This window comes from Actinoplanes sp. L3-i22, assembly GCF_019704555.1.
Taxonomy (GTDB): Bacteria; Actinomycetota; Actinomycetes; order Mycobacteriales; family Micromonosporaceae; genus Actinoplanes.
Window position 1 is genome coordinate 2,704,757 of the sequence record NZ_AP024745.1, and the last position, 17,779, is coordinate 2,722,535.

11 protein-coding genes and 1 tRNA gene are annotated in these 17,779 nt (G+C 69.9%); 10 read left to right on the top strand and 2 right to left on the bottom strand.

Annotation, left to right across the window (positions count from 1 at the left end):
- Positions 1-6 precede the first annotated feature (6 nt).
- The 3 genes from L3i22_RS12095 (at position 7) to L3i22_RS12105 (ending at position 4,165) form a co-directional block, all read left to right on the top strand.
- Positions 7-1,959: an Hsp70 family protein gene (locus L3i22_RS12095; protein ID WP_221327054.1), complete on the top strand. Its 1,953-nt coding sequence runs from the start codon at positions 7-9 to the stop codon at positions 1,957-1,959.
- A 258-nt stretch (positions 1,960-2,217) separates the two neighbouring features.
- On the top strand, positions 2,218-2,478 hold the full coding sequence (locus tag L3i22_RS12100) for a hypothetical protein (protein ID WP_221327055.1): 261 nt from the start codon (positions 2,218-2,220) through the stop codon (positions 2,476-2,478).
- Positions 2,479-2,485: 7 nt separating this feature from the next.
- On the top strand, positions 2,486-4,165 hold the full coding sequence (locus tag L3i22_RS12105; protein WP_221327056.1) for a recombinase family protein: 1,680 nt from the start codon (positions 2,486-2,488) through the stop codon (positions 4,163-4,165).
- On the opposite strand, the gene L3i22_RS12110 is transcribed toward L3i22_RS12105, so the two are convergent.
- Positions 4,147-4,231, bottom strand: a tRNA-Leu gene (locus tag L3i22_RS12110). The genes L3i22_RS12105 and L3i22_RS12110 overlap by 19 nt on opposite strands.
- A gap of 200 nt (positions 4,232-4,431) precedes the next feature.
- On the opposite strand from L3i22_RS12110, the gene L3i22_RS12115 reads away from it, so the two are divergent.
- The 6 genes from L3i22_RS12115 (at position 4,432) to L3i22_RS12140 (ending at position 15,757) form a co-directional block, all read left to right on the top strand.
- Positions 4,432-6,477 (top strand): tetratricopeptide repeat protein, encoded by a 2,046-nt coding sequence (locus tag L3i22_RS12115; protein WP_221327057.1) that lies wholly within the window; start codon positions 4,432-4,434, stop codon positions 6,475-6,477.
- 185 nt (positions 6,478-6,662) lie between these two features.
- On the top strand, positions 6,663-9,221 hold the full coding sequence (locus L3i22_RS12120; RefSeq protein ID WP_221327058.1) for a fibronectin type III domain-containing protein: 2,559 nt from the start codon (positions 6,663-6,665) through the stop codon (positions 9,219-9,221).
- Between the two features lie 10 nt (positions 9,222-9,231).
- Positions 9,232-10,206, top strand: coding sequence for a MoxR family ATPase (locus tag L3i22_RS12125; protein WP_221327059.1), 975 nt, complete (start codon positions 9,232-9,234; stop codon positions 10,204-10,206).
- Positions 10,203-11,315 (top strand): DUF58 domain-containing protein, encoded by a 1,113-nt coding sequence (locus L3i22_RS12130; protein WP_221327060.1) that lies wholly within the window; start codon positions 10,203-10,205, stop codon positions 11,313-11,315. Before L3i22_RS12125 ends, L3i22_RS12130 begins: the two co-directional genes overlap by 4 nt.
- On the top strand, positions 11,309-13,816 hold the full coding sequence (locus L3i22_RS12135) for a DUF3488 and transglutaminase-like domain-containing protein (protein ID WP_221327061.1): 2,508 nt from the start codon (positions 11,309-11,311) through the stop codon (positions 13,814-13,816). The genes L3i22_RS12130 and L3i22_RS12135 overlap by 7 nt, the downstream gene beginning before the upstream one ends.
- A 165-nt stretch (positions 13,817-13,981) precedes the next feature.
- Positions 13,982-15,757, top strand: a complete 1,776-nt coding sequence (locus L3i22_RS12140; RefSeq protein WP_221327062.1) for a hypothetical protein — start codon at positions 13,982-13,984, stop codon at positions 15,755-15,757.
- Between the two features lie 87 nt (positions 15,758-15,844).
- Here the strand turns inward: L3i22_RS12140 and L3i22_RS12145 are convergent, their stop codons facing one another.
- The gene (locus tag L3i22_RS12145; RefSeq protein WP_221327063.1) at positions 15,845-16,552 is read right to left on the bottom strand and encodes an alpha/beta hydrolase; all 708 of its coding nucleotides are present in this window, start codon (positions 16,550-16,552) and stop codon (positions 15,845-15,847) included.
- A gap of 53 nt (positions 16,553-16,605) precedes the next feature.
- Between L3i22_RS12145 and L3i22_RS12150 the strand changes: the two genes are divergently transcribed.
- Entirely contained in the window at positions 16,606-17,775 is a 1,170-nt protein-coding gene (locus tag L3i22_RS12150; RefSeq protein WP_221327064.1) for a GAF domain-containing protein, read from the top strand.
- Positions 17,776-17,779 lie beyond the last annotated feature (4 nt).

Here is a 17,779-nt window from a genome sequence, read left to right on the forward strand (position 1 = left end):
ACTTTTATGAGTGTCTATCACCATCCGAAGAACGTGTCCGCGGGATCACTGTGCGTCGATCACTTTGAGACACTGCCCGGCATGGCCGTGAATGATCTTCATCTGGCTGTAGAGATTGGTGCTTGGTGGACCGCAGCGGTCTACGCGTGTGGCAACACCACACAGCCCCTCTACTTCGACGGACAGCCCCGCCTCCCCAGCGGCATCTACCAGTCGGAAAGTGGCGGACTGCTGACCGGAGTCCCCGCTTTGACGGCCGGCATGAATGATCCCGCCGGGTATCAGCCACATCCCATGGCGACGCTCCAAACTCCCGCCGCGCCCGATGGTGACATCGATCCCCTCGCAGCGGTTGCAGACGTCCTCGCCCACGTGGCAAACCTTGCGGCGGGACAAACCGGAAGCCCGGTCACCGCACTGACGCTCATCACCGACCGCGCCTGGGGTCCCCGCGCTCGGCAACGGCTGCAACAAGCCGCCATCAGCGCTGGCCTGCCCGACCCGCATGTCGTCACCGCAGCGGCAGCAGCCGCAAGCGTGGTCCAATCCGGGACAGAAGGGCCCGGACCGTATGTCGCGGTCGGAACTGGCGGCCTCGAGATGGCGATCTTGGACTGCGTGACCGGATATCACCAACTGGCACACCTGCCGATCCACGACTCCAGCGCCGAGAGCATCGATCGGGCCCTCGCCCAAGTGGCTGCTGAACGTGCTGCGGCAGACTCCGAAGTCCTGTTGGGGGACTGGCGCGTGATGCGCGAGATCCGGCTTGCTCGGAGCAGTCTCGCTGACCAGCCTCGGACGTCGATACTGCTTCCCGAGCCCTACCAAGCCGTGCTGCTGACCCGTTCTGACATTCACGCCGCCGCAGCGCCGTATTTTGACGACATCGAAGAGACGGTAAAACAGCTGGTCGCAGAGGCAGAACTCGAAGTCTCTGAGATAGGTGCCGTAGTGCTGGTCGGTGATGATGCCGTTATCCCTGAGTTGGAAGCGGCTCTCACGACAGCAGGACTTCCGCTTGCTGTCGTACTGCGAGACCCGCATGTGATCTCGTACGGGGCCTTGCAGCTGACACAGCCCTTGTACGCCGCGTCGCGCGGAACCGCTGCCACCGTCCGACTGCCACGAACGCGGCTAACGCTGGCCAACCTCGCTCGCGTTGCCGTTCTCGCCGCCTGCTCGGTCGCCCTGCTATGGCAAACGATCGAAACGGCGATCACCTGGAAGACGGGCAGCACCGTCACCGCCGTCTACCTGCCCCGAGAAAACATCGCCTTCGCGGCAGCTCTCGCGGCGCTAACCGGCTGGGCGGCAGCTCAACTCACGCCAACCACTTGGATTCTCTCCTCGCACGCCGACGACAACATCACCACCGGCGCACTCCTGCGCCGCGGTTACCTCGGCGCTGCCTCCCTCAGCCTTGCCCTCGCCGGCCTGTGGGGTCTCGGCATCGGCATCGGCGTGCACTACACCCCCGATCCCTACATCAAGATCACCATCCTCACCGCCGCCCCCTTCGCCGCTGCCGCCGCCATCATCGCGCTCACCGCGCATCGCATCCCAGCCTCGGCCCTTCCATCATGGCTCCAGCGTGTATCTCCGCCCGCACCGGCGATCGCTTTGGCCGCCGCCGGTGTCTTCGTCGAACAACTGGCTTTCTCTACCTCACCAACATATTTGTTCGATATGGCCGGGCTCTTCCAATCTGCGGGCGCCGCGATGCTCGGCGCGGGAACCGCTTTCACGGCAACCCGCCAACCATTGCTTCGCGGAATTGCAGCCGTTATCCTCGGCAGCGGATATGCCCTGGTTACCGGCTTCTTCACGGCCCGGTACCTAACCATCGCCTATATCGGTGTCCTCATCTGGTGGGCAATCATCACCACCGCCGCCACCGTCATGGCGAGCACCTCGCTCGGCGGATGGCTTAGACGCTGGCTAACTCCACCCGAATAGGCTGCGCTACTGCCGAAATGACGACACCTCGTCGCTAGCACCGAGAGTTGGCTGACCGCCTCACGGAGTATGGCCAAGCCTCTACTTGGGGTGTTTGTAGTAAACATGTCGCCGATGGCCCGGGGTAATCCCCGGGCCATTTTATGCCCAAAGGGCCGCGAGGAGGAAACATGCAAACTGTGATGCCGAAAGAAACGACTGCGGTAGGGGCCTTATTCAATCCCTTCGAATGGGCATGCTGCCTGAAGTGCCGCATCTTTGACCAGCGACAAGTTCTTTATGGCTGAAAGCGAACGTACCCGCCAGCCTGACGGAAGTCGGAAATCGAGCAGGCTTGACGCAAATGATATAAATGAATCGGAATGTCGAAAAACTGCCGGGCTAGATTCCGGCGACCGGGTGCACGTTTTTGTCCCTGATGATTGCCCGGATATTAGTGGTGCTGCAGCACGTGCGTTGCTGTCCTTGTTGGCCAAAGTCCGCCAGTCCGCAGAATCGGAAGAAAGTTTCGGGAGTTGAAAGCTTTATGAATGAATCCAGCGCTGAAACCAGGTTCGCTTTCTATGGCCGTGTCTCAACGGAGGACAACCAAGACCCCACGTCATCACGGGGATGGCAAATGACCCGGGCGAGCGCGCTTATCGATCCTCGCGGCGGCCGAATCGTGAAGGAGTTCTTCGACGTCGGGCAGAGCCGATCCTTGCCTTGGCAACGCCGCGAACAAGCGCAACTGCTGCTGGCTGAACTGCGGAACCCAAACCGTGGCTTCGGCGATGTGGTGATCGGTGAGCCCCAGCGAGCTTTTTATGGCAACCAGTTCGGCATGACCATGCCGGTTTTTGCGCACTTCCAGGTCCAGTTGTGGGTGCCGGAGATCGGCGGGCCCATCGACCCTGACAACGAGGCCCACGAACTGGTCATGCAGGTCTATGGCGGCATGAGCAAGGGGGAGCGCAGCCGCATCAAGCTTCGGGTGCGTACCGCAATGGCCGCACAGACAGAGTTGGAGGGTCGCTACCTCGGTGGTCGGCCGCCGTATGGTTACCAAGTAGTCGACCTTGGTCCTCACCCGAATCCAAGCAAGGCTTCTGTGGGACGCATGCTGCGCGGCCTAGTGCGTGACCCGAACACCGCACCGGTTGTCGAGGCCATCTTCGATTACTTTCTCCGAGGCTACGGGATTTTTGCGATCGCGGAACTCCTGACGGGTTCCGGGTTCCCTTCGCCGTCGGCATACGATCGAGCAAGAAACAAGCACCGGAGCGGTATCGCCTGGTCGAAGCAAGCGGTGCGGACCATTCTTACCAACCCTCGCTACACCGGATATCAGGTGTGGAACAAGCAACGTACAGATGAGGTCTTGCTCGATGTGGACGACGTGGCACTCGGACATAAGAGCATCATGCGCTGGAATCCGAACGATAAATGGGTTTTTTCCAGGAAGCCAAGTCACGAGGCCATAGTCTCCCGCGAAATGTTCGATGAAGTGCACGAGCTCCTCAAATCCAGGGCTCGATACAGCACTCCGCACCAAAAACATCGCACGCGACACCCGTACGTGTTTCGAGGCTGCGTCTATTGCGCGGCGTGCGAGCGCCGAATGCAGGGCCAGCACAGCAACAGTCTGGTGTACTACCGGTGCCGCTTTCCTAAAGAGTATGCAATCGCCAATCGAGTCGATCACCCGGACAACGTCTACCTCCGCGAAGACGTCGTGACCGGGCCGATCGACGCGTGGCTCGCTTCTGCCTTCTCGGCTACTAACTTGAATCACACCGTCAGCGCCCTCGTTGACGCCCAGGCGCCGGATGTCGCGGAGGTGGGCGCCGGTCAGGTTCAGCGGGCAATCGCGGCGTGTGATGCCAAGCTCGGGCAATATCGAGCTGCACTTGAAGCCGGCTCCGACCCTGTGCTTGTCACGGAGTGGATCACGGAGACGCAGACTGAACGTTCTCGCCTTGAGCGGCAGCTGGCGGATGCGGCCGCGCCGACGCGCCGTATGGGGATCGCTGAGGTCCGCGCGCTTGTCGAGTCACTCGGGGACGTCGGGGCCGTCTTGCGGCGGGCCAGCCCGGAGGATAAGGCTCAGGTCTATCGGGAGATGGGTCTGCGGTTGACCTATGCCCCGGAAACCAAAACGGTGCGTGCTGATGTCGATCTCAGCACACACCGTAGGGATTTGGTACGTGTCCGGAGGGGGACTTGAACCCCCACGCCCGATAAAGGGCACTAGCACCTCAAGCTAGCGCGTCTGCCATTCCGCCACCCGGACTTGCTCATACAGCTTAGCGGCACCCGTTCCCCCGCTGTTTGCCGGGGGTTTCGGCTGCCTTGTCGGCCGCACAGGAGAGAACAGTACACGGCCCCCGGAGTGCCCTGCAGCAGGGGTGGGTGGCCGGACATTGCGGGGCATAGCCGGGCGGAAGGGGATCCGGCCTGGTTTTGCGGGGGCGTACCGGGCAGCATGGCGGGGTGTCCCACCCCTCCCCGTTGACCCCGGCCCTGGAAAGGGCGCACTCGCTGGTCGCCGCTGGTGATCTGGCGGGGGCGGCCGAGCTGCTGGAACGTGCGATCGAAATCGGTCAGGCGACGCTCAGTCAGGATGATCCTGATGTGCTTGCCACGCAACGGGAGCTGGCGTCGCTGCGGCAGCAGCTGGGGGATCCGGCGGCGGCGCGCGGGGTGTTGGAGGCGGCGCACGCGGCGGGGCAGTTCAGTCTGGGCGACGATGACCCGCTGATGCTGCAGATCTCCTACGACCTCGGGGTGGTCGCCGAGGAGCTGGGGAATCGGGACGAGGCGCGGATCGCGTTCGGCCGGGTGGCGGATTTCGGGCCGATGATGCTCGGGCCGGGGCACTGGGCGGTCACCAGGGCGCAGGCCTATCTCGGACAGGACCCGACATCTCCGGTACGGATCGAGCCCGCGCACCAGGTGACGCAGAGTGGCCTGACCTTCCCGCCGCCGGACAACCATCCCACCGTCCTGTCGCCGACGATTCCCCAGCCCGGCCGGCAGCTTCCCCCGCCGCCACCGATCAGCCGGCCACCGGTCGCACCGCAGGACAGCCCGCACCGGGGTAACCCGTGGGCGTCACCACAGCGGCCCGCCCCGGTGGAGCAGGTGAATCCCGAGGCCCAACTTCCGCCGCCGCCCGCCGGGCTGTCGGGGCCACTGAACCCGCGGTCCGACGCCGATCCAGCGTCGAGCCCGGCGAAGAACGAGACGCAGGACACGTTCCGCCCGGAGTCCCCCTGGGGCCCGGCGCCGCGGATCGCCAAGGAGCCCGCGGAGACGCCGTTCCACCAGGTCAAGCCGGGAGTCTTCGGCATGCCCGAGCGGCCGGACACCGAGGCGGCCCCCGCGCTCTACCACCGCGGCGCGAACGATTCCGTGGTCGTCCACCGCCCCGACCCGGTGATCATGCCGCTGTCCCCGCCGCAGGCGCCCGCGCCGGAGGCGCGACCGGATTCGATCACCCCAGGCGATCCGGCTGCGGCTCAGACCAATGTCGCCGTACGGCCCGAGCCCACCCCCGTGCCCCGACCAGAATCGGTCACGCCGGGCGTGTCGCCCCCGCTCGAAGAAGCGACCACGACGCTCCCCACGGTCGAGCCCCGAAACGCTCCGCAGCAGCCGGCCGAGTCAGAAATGCCCGCGAACCAGGACCATCCGGAACCCGACGCCTTCACCGCGTGGCCCGATTTCAACCGCTGGCCCGGCGAGCCCCAGCCCACTCCAGTCACCCCGCCGGAACCGCTGTATCAGCCCGTCGAGCAGCCGTATCAGCCCGTCGAGCAGCCGTATCAGCCCGTTGAGCAGCAGGAACATCCGACCGTCTACCGGCAGCCGACGGATTCCGGATACCAGCAGCAGGGCGGAAACGCCGGCGTCTACCAGCGCCCCACCGAGAGCGCGGAGATCGTCCCCCGGACCACCTATCTCCCGACCGAGCACGCCGGCGTCTACCAGCCCCAGCCGCCCGCTCCCCACCCCGGCGTCTACCACCAGGCCACGGACGGAACCTGGCAGGGCACTCCGAACCAGATTTCACCCCAAGACCTTTCACCCCCATCGCCGTACGGCGAAAGCTCGAACCGCAAGCGAGGCATGGCGCTCTTCGCCGTGATCGCCGCCACGCTCGCCGCCGTGGTCGCGGTCGCCGCGATGGTCTTCACCCTGGCGCAACGCACCCATAAGGGTGAGGGCGACGACCCGCAGCCGGGCTCCCCGACGCTCGCCGGCGCCCCGCCCGGCGACGTGAAACTGTCCGATCTGGGCAGCAAGATCGACGTGTCCTGGAGCGACCCGACCGACGCCACGGTGAGCTTCATGGTCACCATGGCGCACCCGGGTGAGCAGTTGAAACCGGTCAGCACGGTGGGCCCGGGCAAGACCTCGCGGCGCATCGAGGGGCTCAGCCCGGCACTCGACTACTGCTTCGCGGTGGTGGCCGTTTACGGCACCAACAAGTTCGCCACGTCCCCGCAGGTGTGCACCGACCGCGGGAAAAAGTGATCTAGCTCGTTGTCCACAGGCGGGAACGGTGGGTATCGACGCTCGCCGCGATCCCGGTATGGTGGCCTGCGTCCTTGGCACGCCAGGCTTCATCAACGGGGAGGACGACCGCTGTGAGCAGCACGGACGTCGCGCCGGAAGGCGCACGTAAGCGTCGGTTACCCAGTCGTGGCTATCTGGTCACGATGGGTACGGTGCTGGCGCTCGCCGGCGGTCTCGGCCTGACCGTGCTCGGTCTCGCGAAGGCGGACGAGGCGGTGGCCAGCTTCGACGCGGCCTCGTGGGTGTGGAGCCGGTCCAAGGGCGAGGTCTCCCGGGTCAACGGCGTGACGGCGAAGATCGACACCCGGGTCGACGTGGGTCAGGCCCGCGGGCACAACCTGGAGGTCAGCCAGAGCGACCGGTTCGTCATCCTGCGCGACGTCAACACCGGCGCGATCGGCTCGATGGACCTGACCGACCTGCAGACGTTCTGGAACCAGCAGTTGTCGCCGGGCATCGGCGTGAGTGTCGCCCTGCACGACAACTCGGCGTTCGTGGTGGATTCGGTGCAGGGCAAGGTGCAGCAGGTCGATCCGGCCAGCCTGCAGGCGATCGGCCAGCCGGTCAGCTTCCCGCCGGGCATCAGCGGCGGCGACTTCGACGGCAAGGGTCGCTTGTGGATCGTGGCGCCGACCGAGGGCACGGTCACCGCGATCGCGCCGGTGGTGGCGCCCAAGACCGGCAGCCCGTCCGGCGACCCGCAGCTGGTCCGCACCGAGCAGGTCGGCGGCGCCAGTCACGACTTCCGGCTGACCACTCTGGACAACGGGGTCGCGATCCTGGACCGGACGACGAACGAGTTGTTCCGGGTCGGTGACACCCCCACCACGCACACGGTCCTCCCGCTGACCGGGCCGGGCACGCTGGCGCCGCACACCGACGGCAGCACCGTCGCGGTCACCGTGCCGGAGACGCGCCAGGTCGTCGGCGTCGACCCGCAGGGCAACATCAAGGCGAAGTTCACCGTCCCCGGTGGCACGTCCCAGCTGCAGCCCGCGGTCTCGTGGGAGGGCTTCTACTACGCGGCGGACGCCGACGGCGGCACGGTGCACGTCTTCGACCAGGCCGGCCAGCCGCAGAAGCCGGTCACCTTCAAGCGTCCCGGCGGCTCGCTCGAGCTCGAGGTCCGGGAGAACTACCTGTTCATCAACGCGCCCGGCTCGCCGATCGCCCAGGTGGTCGACAACCAGCACGGCGTCCGCCCGGTCGACAAGTACGCGGACGACGTGCTCGGCGGTGACCCGCCGGACGTGAAGACGCCGCCGGTCACCCCGCCGAAGAAGCGCAAGCCGAACAAGCCGGTGGTCGCCAAGCCCGGCGCGCCGCGCAACGTGCGGGCCGCGGCCGGCAACGCCGAGGCCCGGGTCACCTGGCAGGCCGCGCCGGACAACGGCGCCCCGATCACGAAGTACGTGGTGACCGGCAACAACCAGACGTTCGACGTCGGGGCGGACCAGCGGGCGCTGACCGTGACCGGGCTGACCAACGGCGAGACGTACACGTTCCAGGTGCACGCGGTGAACGCCAAGGGCAACGGGCCGGACCGGGCGAGCAATCCGGTCAAGCCGACGTCCGAGGTGCCCGATCCGCCGGGTACACCGGTCGCCGAGGCGAAGACCGACGGTACGGTGACGGTGACCTGGCCGGCGGCGAACGGGCAGGGCCTGGCCATCGACCGGTACACGGTGACCGCGGTCAGCGAGGGCGGCAGCGCCCCGATCGGCGACGCGAAGGAGGCGTCGCTGACGATCGCGGCCGGTCAGCTCGAGTTCGGTAAGCAGTACGCGTTCACCGTCGTCTCGATCAACGAGCGCGGCGCCGGGTCGAAGTCGTCCGCGGTCAGCAACAGCGTCGTCCCGTTCACCAAGCCCGACAAGCCGGAGAACGTCAAGGCCACCACGGTCGGCGACAAGGCCGGCGCGATCCACGTGACCTGGACGGCGCCCGCCGAGAACGGCCGGACGATCAGCAAGTACGTGGTGAAGGGCGGCGACAAGTCGGTCGACGTCACCGCCGCCGAGGCCGACCTCACCGGCTTCGGCAACGGGGAGAACGTCGCCGTGCAGGTGGTCGCGGTGAACGAGGGTGGCGAGAGCGACCCCGGGACCGCGACGGCCCGGACCCTGGCCCCGCCCACCATTACTCTCGGAGCGGTCGCCACGACCTTCAACACGGCGAGCCTGACGCCCACCGTGGACGCCGGTGGCGCCGGCACCGCGGATTGCTCGGTGTCCACGTCGGACGGGACCCCGGAGGGGACCTGTAAGGGTCTGAAGGTCACCGAGCTGATGGCGAACACCACCTACAGCTTCAAGGTGACCGCGAAGAACGCGGCCGGCACGGTCACCAAGACCGTCAACGGGAAGACCGACCTGCTCGGCGGCACCGCGACCTGCATCAACGGCAGCAGCGGCGACCAGAAGACGTATTGCGACGCCGACGTCGACGGCCGCAACGGCAACGAGATCTTCAAGGTCACCCGGCAGGTCGACAGTCAGCAGGCGGGCTGGGTGCCCAACGGGCGGCACCTCGACGCCTACTGCAAGGCGACCGGCGAGGAGGTGTACGCGTTCGTCTACAACGACAACAAGCGCAGCACCACCTGGATCCAGGTCAACTACGCGGGGAAGACCTACATCCCGCTGGCGTGGTTCAACCTCGACGGCGGCGACGTCAACCTGAAGTACCTGCCGAGCTGCTGATGAGGATCCCGTGACTCCCGAGCCGCTGCCCCCGTCGTACGTCACCGGCTTCGCCCAGGTCGCCCAGCAGCTCGCCGACCGGATCGGCACGGTCGTGCTCGGCAAGCCGGAGGTGGTCCGGCTGACCCTGACCGCGCTCTTCGCCCAGGGCCACGTGCTGCTCGAGGACGTGCCCGGGGTCGGCAAGACCACCCTGGCCCGGGCGTTGGCGGCGTCGGTCCGCGGCCAGTGGCGGCGCATCCAGTTCACGCCGGACCTGCTGCCCTCGGACGTCTCCGGCGTCACGATCTTCAACCAGGCGAGCCGCGCGTTCGAGTTCCACCCCGGCCCGGTGTTCGCGAACATCGTGATCGCCGACGAGATCAACCGGGCGTCGCCGAAGACCCAGTCGGCGCTGCTCGAGGTGATGGAGGAGCGGCGGGTCACCGTCGACGGCGTGCCGCACCCGGTGCCGCAGCCGTTCCTGGTCGTCGCCACCCAGAACCCGGTCGAGATGGACGGGACGTACCGGCTGCCCGAGGCCCAGCTGGACCGCTTCCTGGTGAAGCTGTCGGTCGGGTACCCGGACGAGGAGGTCGAGATCGAGGTGCTGCGCGGCGCCGCGGGCCGCTCGCCGGACACCCTGGAGCCGGTCACCGACACCGGCACGATCGGCGAGATGGTCAAGATGGCGCTGCAGGTGCACGTCGCCGACCCGCTCTACGCGTACGCGGTGCGCCTCGCCGCCGCGACCCGCAACCACCCGCAGGTCCGGGTCGGGGTCAGCCCGCGTGGCGTGATCGCGCTGACCCGCGCGGCGTGTGCCTACGCGCTGATCAACGGCCGTGGCTACGTCCTCCCGGAGGACCTGAAGACCCTGGTCGAGCCGGTCTTCGCGCACCGCGTCCTGCTGTCCGCCGACGCCCAGCTGCGCGGCGTGACCGCGACCGAGGTGCTCGCCGACGCCATCAACTCGGTGGCGGTGCCGCTGCCGGCGAGCGCGTGACCGCTCGCGGCCTCGGCCTGCTGGTCGCGGCGGCGGGCCTGCTGGCGGCCGGCTTCGCGTACGGCTATCCGGATCTCGCCCTGCTCGGCGCGGTCGCGCTGGTCGCGGCCGGCTGCGCGTTGGTCTTCGCCTACTGGCGCCCGCAGCTGGGCGTGCACCGGATCGCCGAGCCGGACCGGGTGGCCCGCGGCGAGCCGGCCCGGATGCGGCTCACCGTCAGCAACACCAGCCGGCTCCGGGCGGCCAGCATGATCGCCACCGACCGGTGCGGCGGCACGTCGGTGCCGGTCCCGCTGCTGCGCCTGCGCCCCGGCATGGACACCACGGTGGAGTACCCGGTGCCCACCACCCGTCGCGGCATCGTGCCGATCGGCCCGCTGCGGGTCACCCGCGGCGACCCGCTCGGCCTGGTCACCCTGAACCGGACGTACGGCGAGGTCGCCCACGTCTGGGTCCACCCCCGCATCCACCTGCTGCGCGCCACGCCGGCCGGGATGGCGCGCAGCCTCGACGGCCGCACCGACAAGGTCCCGCAGGGCACGATCACGTTCGACGCGCTGCGCGAGTACGTGATCGGCGACGAACTGCGGCGCGTGCACTGGCGCAGCTCGGCGAAGGTCGGCGAGCTGATGGTCCGCGAGCAGCTGGACACCTCCGAGCCGACGATCGTGGTGCTGCTCGACGACCGGGCGCGGGCCTACCCGGACCCGGAGGCGTTCGAGTCGGCGTGCGAGGCGGCCGCGTCGATCGTCGCCGCCGCGGCCCGCGAGGACCTGCCGGTCGGGCTGCACCTGGTCTCGGGCGTGACGACCGGGCCGTACCTGGACGTGCTCACCGAGGCCGGGCTGACCGAGGGGGACCTGGACGCGACGCTGCGGCGGCTGCGGGCGCAGCGGCTCGGCGACACCCTGGTGTTCCTGACCGGCCCGGGCGGGCGCGGTGACCTGGGCACGGTCAGCTCGCTGCGCGGGACGTACCCGGTGGTGCTCGCTGCCCTGCTCGGCGACCGCGACGGCGCCCCGGTCGCGGCCGGCGAACGGCTGATCGTGATCGAGGCCGTCGACGGCGCCGAGTTCGCCGGCGCGTGGGACGGGGTGCGCGGATGGTGAGCCGGCTGCGTGCGGTCGTCGTCCCGGCCGCGCTGATCGGGATGCTCGCGCTGTCCGGCCTGGCGCTGGGCCGGATCTACGCCGACGGCCTGCTGTTCCAACTGGTCGCGGGCGCCGCGATCGGCTCGGTCGGCGCGGGGCTCGCGACCCGGCGGTTGCCGTCCTGGAGCGCGGCCCCGGTCTCCACGGTGCTGCTGATCGCGTACGTCGGAATCGGTCTTGAAATTGCCGCCAGGCACGCCTCGGTGACCACGGCGTTTCCCGCCATGGTCCGGGATGCGCTGGTCAACGGCATTCCGCGGCTGCTCACCGCGATGATCCCGGTGGAGTCCACACCGGACACCGTGGTCGTGCCGGTGATCGCGACCTGGCTGGCCGGGCTGGCCGCGGTCGAGGTCGGCGTGCGCGCCCGGCGGGTGCTGCTCGGCTCGCTGACGCCGGTGCTGCTCTACGCGGGCGCGCTGTACGTGGTCGGGCCGAACGAGGGCGCCGCCGCCGGGGTGACGCTCGGATTCGCCGCGCTGGTGATCATCGCGCTCGCCGTCTCGGTGCCACGAGCCGCGCCGGGTGGCGATGGTCCGGGTCCGGCGACACCTGGGCGGAATCGGGCACTGGTCGGCAGTGCCGCCGGCCTGGTCGCGGTGCTCGGACTGGCCGCCGTGGTCGGGCCGTGGATCAGTGGCCAGGTCGTCGCGGCGCCGGTCGACCCGCGGCAGTACGTCGAGCCTCCGCAGGTCGACAGCCTCGACGAGAGCCCGCTCAACCGGATCTCCGGCTGGCTGCTCGCGCCCCGGCAGCAGCTCTTCGCCTACCGGCCGGAGACACCGCCCGACGGCCGGTCGAAAACGGTCAAGATCCGGCTCGCGGTGCTCTCCGACTACGACGGGGTGACCTGGAAGGTCGGCGGCCTCTACCGCAACGCCGGCCGGGTGCTCCCGGACCAGCCTTCGCTTGCGGGGGCGGCGATTTCCGACGTACGGCAACAGATCGTGATCGCCGGGCTGACCGGTCGCCTGCTGCCGGGCATGGCGACCCCGACCGCGGTGTCCGGGGCGCGCGTGGCCTACGACGCGGGCACCGGCACCCTGATCCGTCCCGAGGGTCTGACCAGCGGATTGACGTACACGGTCACGTCCCGCGTGCAGACCCCGGACCTGAACATGCTGCCCGGCGCGCAGTCCCCGTCCGGCGACGCGGTGGTGCGTTATCTGACCGTCGGCGCCGGCGCGCCCGAGACCGTGCAGCGGCTCGCCGAGCACCTCGCGGACGGTAACGGCGGGTCGTATGATCGGGCGCTCGCGATCCAGGAGTGGCTCGCCGAGCACTACCGGGAGACCGCGGACGCGCCGAGCGGGCACGCGTACCCGAATCTCGCCTTCTTCCTCTTCGGACCGCGCGGCCAGGGTGGGCAGGAGGGCACGTCCGAGCAGTTCGCGGCGTCGTTCGCGCTGCTCGCCCGGCTGACCGGGCTGCCCAGCCGGGTGGTGGTCGGGTTCGACGCGCCGGCCGCCGGTGGGGACGTCCTCGGCGGGAACGCGGTGGCCTGGCCCGAGGTGCTCTTCGACGGTCTGGGCTGGGTGGCGTTCGATCCGACGCCGACCACCGACGACCCGACGCCGGTCGAGCAGGACTTTCAGCCGAAGCCGACCACGCCGCCGACGACCGCGCCGCAGAACAGCACGCCGGCGGAGACGCCCTCGTCGGTGGCGCCGCTCGCCGCCGCGGCCGGGGACAACGGGGGCGGGGTGTCGGCGGGCGTGGTGGCCGGTGGGACGACCGGGGTGCTGCTGGTCCTGCTGGTGGTGGTGGCTTTTGTGGTGGCGCATCTGCGGCGCGGATTGCGACGGCGGCGACTGTACGACGGTGGGCCCGATCAGCGGATCACCGGTGCGTGGCTGGAGTTCACCGACGCGTTGCGGCTGGCCGGGCAGCCGGTGCCGGAGCATCTGTCGGCGACCGAGATGGCGTTGTACGCGGCGGAGCCGCCCGCGCCGCGCCGCAGCGGGTTGTTGCGCCGGGCGATTCCGGGGCAATTCGCACCGGCCGCGCGCTCGCTCTCGACCAGTGCCGATTCGGTGGGCCCGATCGCGGTACTCGAAGCGGGCGAGGCGAAAAGCGGAGCGGGCGCGGCAGGCGCAGAGAAAATGGCGGCGGGCGTGGCGGGCGTGGCGGGCGTGGCGGGCGTGGCGGGCGTGGCGGGCGTGGCGGGCGTGGCGGGCGTGGCGGGCGTGGCGGGCGTGGCGGGCGTGGCGGGCGTGGCGGGCGTGGCGGGCGTGGCGGAAGGCGCGGGCGAACACGCCGCGGCGCCGTTGCCGCCGCTCGACCAGCTGGTTGACGCGCTCAACACCGTCGGGTTCGCGCCGGGTGCGGCCGATGCCGGCCAGGCCGACCGGGCCGGGGCGCAGGCCCTCGCCTACACCGCGGCGCTGCGCGAACGGCGCTCCCGATGGCGCCGGATCTGGTGGAACGTCCACCCCGGACCGCTGCGATGGCACCGCTGACAGCCGGTTAACGACTCGGACCGCCCGACATTCCACCTGGTCACCCTCGGGGTGGGAAGCTGGTGTGTCGAAGATCCGATGTGCGGGCCGCCGCGTCTCGACCTTGGATAGTGATCCACGCCCGGATGCTGATCATGGCGTCCACGTACGGGGAGTGGACCACTCATGCAGAGCGCCGAATCCAAGTCGGTACGCCCGCGCCACATCGGCGCCGCCCTGGGAGCGGCGTTGTTGATCACCGTCGCCGGGTGCACCGGTGACGACGAGAAGCCGTTCGCGGGGGAGCTCCAGCCGCCCGGCGCGATCTGGCCGACCCTGGAGCCGCCGCACCCGGACGTGGCCGACGACGGCGGCCTCCAGCAGGAGCCCGGCACCGACACCCAGCAGGACCAGGCCGGCGCCGGCCAGGCCGGGAACGGTCAGGGCGGAAACAACGGCGCCGGCGGAATCGGCAACGCCCTCGGCGGCACGTCATCCGAAGGCGGCACGTCATCCGAAGGCGGCACCTCGTCCGGAGGCGGCACCTCGTCCGGAGGCGGCACCTCGTCCGGAGGTGGCACCTGGTCCGGTGGCGGCACCTGGTCCGGTGGCGGTTCGTCGACGGGGAACGGCGCGTCGACCGGGAACGGCTCCGCGTCCGGAAACGGTCACGCGGCGCAGGGCGACGGCCCGCGCGCCCTCGGCCCGAGCGGCAACGCCGTCACCGCCCCCGGCACCGGGTCCCACCAGGGCCTCGGGATGAACGGCACCGTGGTCGACACCCCGCGCGTGGTCGGCCCCACCGGCGGCGCCGTCGGCGGCCCGGGTCTCGGTGGCGCCACCCCCGCCCCGGTCCAACCGGCCACCGGCGGCCAAGCGCCCGTGCGGACCCAGCCGATCGTCGCCCACAACCCGCCGGCGCAGAACCCGCCCGCCCAGAACCCGCCGGCCCACACCACCCCGGCGCACAACGCACCGGCCCAGAACGTGCCGGCCCAGAACGCCCCGGCGCAGAACCCGCCGGCCGCCGCGCACAACCCGCCGGCCGACAACCCGCCCCCGGTCGAGCCGCCGGACGCCGCCGACCACTCGGCGACGCAGCCGGACCGCCCCGCGAACTCCCAGGACGACCGCCCGAGCCGGCATCGTCCCGCGTTCCAGCACCACACCACCCGGCACCGCCCGGCCTGGGTCCGCGACCTGGACCGGCCCACGTCCACGAACCACGGCCGGGACCGGTCCACCGCCACCGACCAGGACTGCCGGGACATCACCGACACCACGCTCGCCACCGGTTGGCTCAGCGGCTCGCAGCTCTGCCTCGACACCGACCAGAGCGACCTCGACTCGCAGGTCTACCTGCTCAATCACCCCAGCATGCCGATCGCGATGCCGCGGTCCGCGGACTGGCACGCGCTCCAGGCACTCGACCGGGACTCGTTCCCGTTCGGCGACGGTTCCGGGCGCGGCGACGGCTCCGGACGATGGGGCGACGGCTTCGGGCAGTGGGGTGACGACGGCTTCGAGCCGGGCGACGACGGTCACGAGCAGTGGGGTGACGACGGCTTCGAGGTCGGCAACGGCGGGTTCGGGCTGGGCGACGGCTTCGACGACATCGGCTTCGGCCGTCGCACGGGCGGCGGCCACGAGCGCCCGCGCCACAGGACGACACACCGTCACGAGGCGCAGCGTCACGAGGCGGACCGTCACGAGGCCGACCGTCACGAGACGGACCGTCACGAGGCGCAGCAGACCGCCCGGCACCAGAAGCCCCAGGACCTGGACGAAACAGACGCCCAGGGCAACGCCGACAACAGCGAAGCCCGCGAAAGCGACAAATCGCGAGACAACGTCGAAGCGCAGGACAGCAGCGAAACGCACGAGGAGAACCAGGCCACCGCCGCCACCGACACCCCGGACGACGACGGCGTAGCGATCGACGACGACACCACAGAAGTCTGACCGCTGAGCTGCCGCCCGGAGACCCCGGGCGGCAGCAAAAAACGCAGCAAAACGCAGCAAAAAACGCAGCAAAAATGCGGCAAGAACTCAGGCCAGGTGCGACAGCACCAGCCCGATAGCCCGCTCGATCGCGGCCCGGGACGTGTCGTTGTCGTCCTTCATGTCGAACGAGTGATGCCCGTCCGGCAGGTCCACGATCTCCAGGTTCGCCTTGGCCGCGGCCGCCACGAAGGCCTCCACCGCCCCGGCGAACGCCGGGTTCTCCTGCCCGACCCGGGTCAGCACGATCGGCAGGTCCCCGGCGTCGGCGACGGCCGTGATCGGGTCGAACCGCGGATCCGCCGGCCACCCCGGGAGCGGCGCCAGCACCGGATAGCTCATCGCCACCACCCGCAGCCAGGACGGCGGTTCCCGGAACCAGTCGGCCGCGAACAGCCCGGACCCGGAGTAGAACCAGAGCGCCAGCCGGTTCTCGTCCACCCGCGGGTCACTGCGCAGGGTCTCCAGCGCCGCTTCGACGTTGGCGGCGCCGGTCGCGTACTCCGCGGGGCTGTAGAGACGGTGATCGACGACGGCGCCGATCGCTCCACGGGCGGCGGCGAGCCGGGCGTACCCCTGGAAGACCGGCCAATCGGTCTGGATGGGCCGCACCTCGGCGGGAAGCGGCCCGCCCGGCACGACGAGGATCGCCGGCCGCGGCGCGGCGAGGTCGTCGGGCAGGTACAGATCCAGGAACTCGTGCCGCTCGGGCGTGCGGGCCTCGACGGGAAGAACAAAGGGCTTCAGGAAGTCCATCGACGGATTTTAACGGTTCTCAGTTCTCGGTGGGGGCGGGCGATGAGACAGGGGTGGAGCAGGAGCGTCTGCGGGCGCTGCACGAGTACCGGCTGCGGGACACCCCGCCGGACGACGAGTTGCGTGCCCTGCTCCGGGTCGCGGCGTCGATTGCCGGGGTGGCGTCGGCCAGTCTCAACCTGCTCGACGAGCACCGGCAGTACCAGCTGATCCGGATCGGCGGCGCCCCGGTCGAGTGTGCCCGCGAGGACTCGATGTGCGGCGTGCGGTTCACCGAGGAGACGTTCGTGCACGTGCCGGACGCCCGCGCCGACCCCCGCTACCGGCGCAATCCCTGGGTCACCGGCGAGCTGGGCCGGCTCCGCTTCTACGCCTCGGCGCCGCTGATCACGCCGCGGGGGCACGCGCTCGGCACGCTCTGCGTCTTCGACGAGGAGCCGCACGAGCTGGCCGCCGCCCAGCGGGCCCAGCTCACCGACCTGGCCGGGATCGTGATCGCGTTCTTCGAGCGGCGCCGGCAGGCCTGGCTCACCGCCGAGCTGGCCGAGGCCGCGACCGTGAAGCAGCAGTGGAGCGACACGCTGGTCGACACGATCGACGCCGCGGTGATCGCCTGCGACGCCCGGTACCGGGTGACGTTGTGGAACCGGGCGGCCCGGGAGTGGCACGGGCGCGACGGTGACGGCGACCGGACGTCGCCCGGCATCGCCCGCCGGTTCGGGCTGTTCGAGCCGGACGGCGTCACCCCGATCCCCGACGAGGACCTGCCGCTGCAGGTGGCGCTCCGCGACGGCGTGGTGCTCACCGGCCGGGAGATGGTGATCCGCCGCCCGGTCGGTGACCCGGTGAACGTGCTGGTCAATGCGAGTCCGCTGCGCGGTCCGGACGGCGAGCGGGTGGGCGCGGTCCTGGCCCAGTCCGACGTGACCGCGGACCGCCTGCGCCGCCGGGCGATCGAGGAGGCCCGGGAGCGGCTCGCCGTGGCGAACGCCGAGCTGGAGCGCTCGAACGCGGACCTGACGAACTTCGCCGCCGCGGTCAGCCACGACCTGATCGCCCCGCTCGCCGCGGTCGGCGGCTATCTGGAGCTGCTGGCCGAGGAGGGCTTCGCGGCGGCGGCGGCCGGCTCGGCGGAGGTGATCCGGATGCGTGACCTGATCGACGGGCTCCTGACGGACGCGCTCACCAGGCGTTCTTCAGGATCGGCCGTGGGCCGCCGATAGGGGA

Coding starts and splice junctions, on each gene's coding strand:
- L3i22_RS12140 (WP_221327062.1), top strand. CDS start 13,982: ATGCAGAGCGCCGAATCCAAGTCGGTACGCCCGCGCCACATCGGCGCC.
- L3i22_RS12120 (WP_221327058.1), top strand. CDS start 6,663: ATGGGTACGGTGCTGGCGCTCGCCGGCGGTCTCGGCCTGACCGTGCTC.
- L3i22_RS12095 (WP_221327054.1), top strand. CDS start 7: ATGAGTGTCTATCACCATCCGAAGAACGTGTCCGCGGGATCACTGTGC.
- L3i22_RS12135 (WP_221327061.1), top strand. CDS start 11,309: ATGGTGAGCCGGCTGCGTGCGGTCGTCGTCCCGGCCGCGCTGATCGGG.
- L3i22_RS12105 (WP_221327056.1), top strand. CDS start 2,486: ATGAATGAATCCAGCGCTGAAACCAGGTTCGCTTTCTATGGCCGTGTC.
- L3i22_RS12145 (WP_221327063.1), bottom strand. CDS start 16,552: ATGGACTTCCTGAAGCCCTTTGTTCTTCCCGTCGAGGCCCGCACGCCC.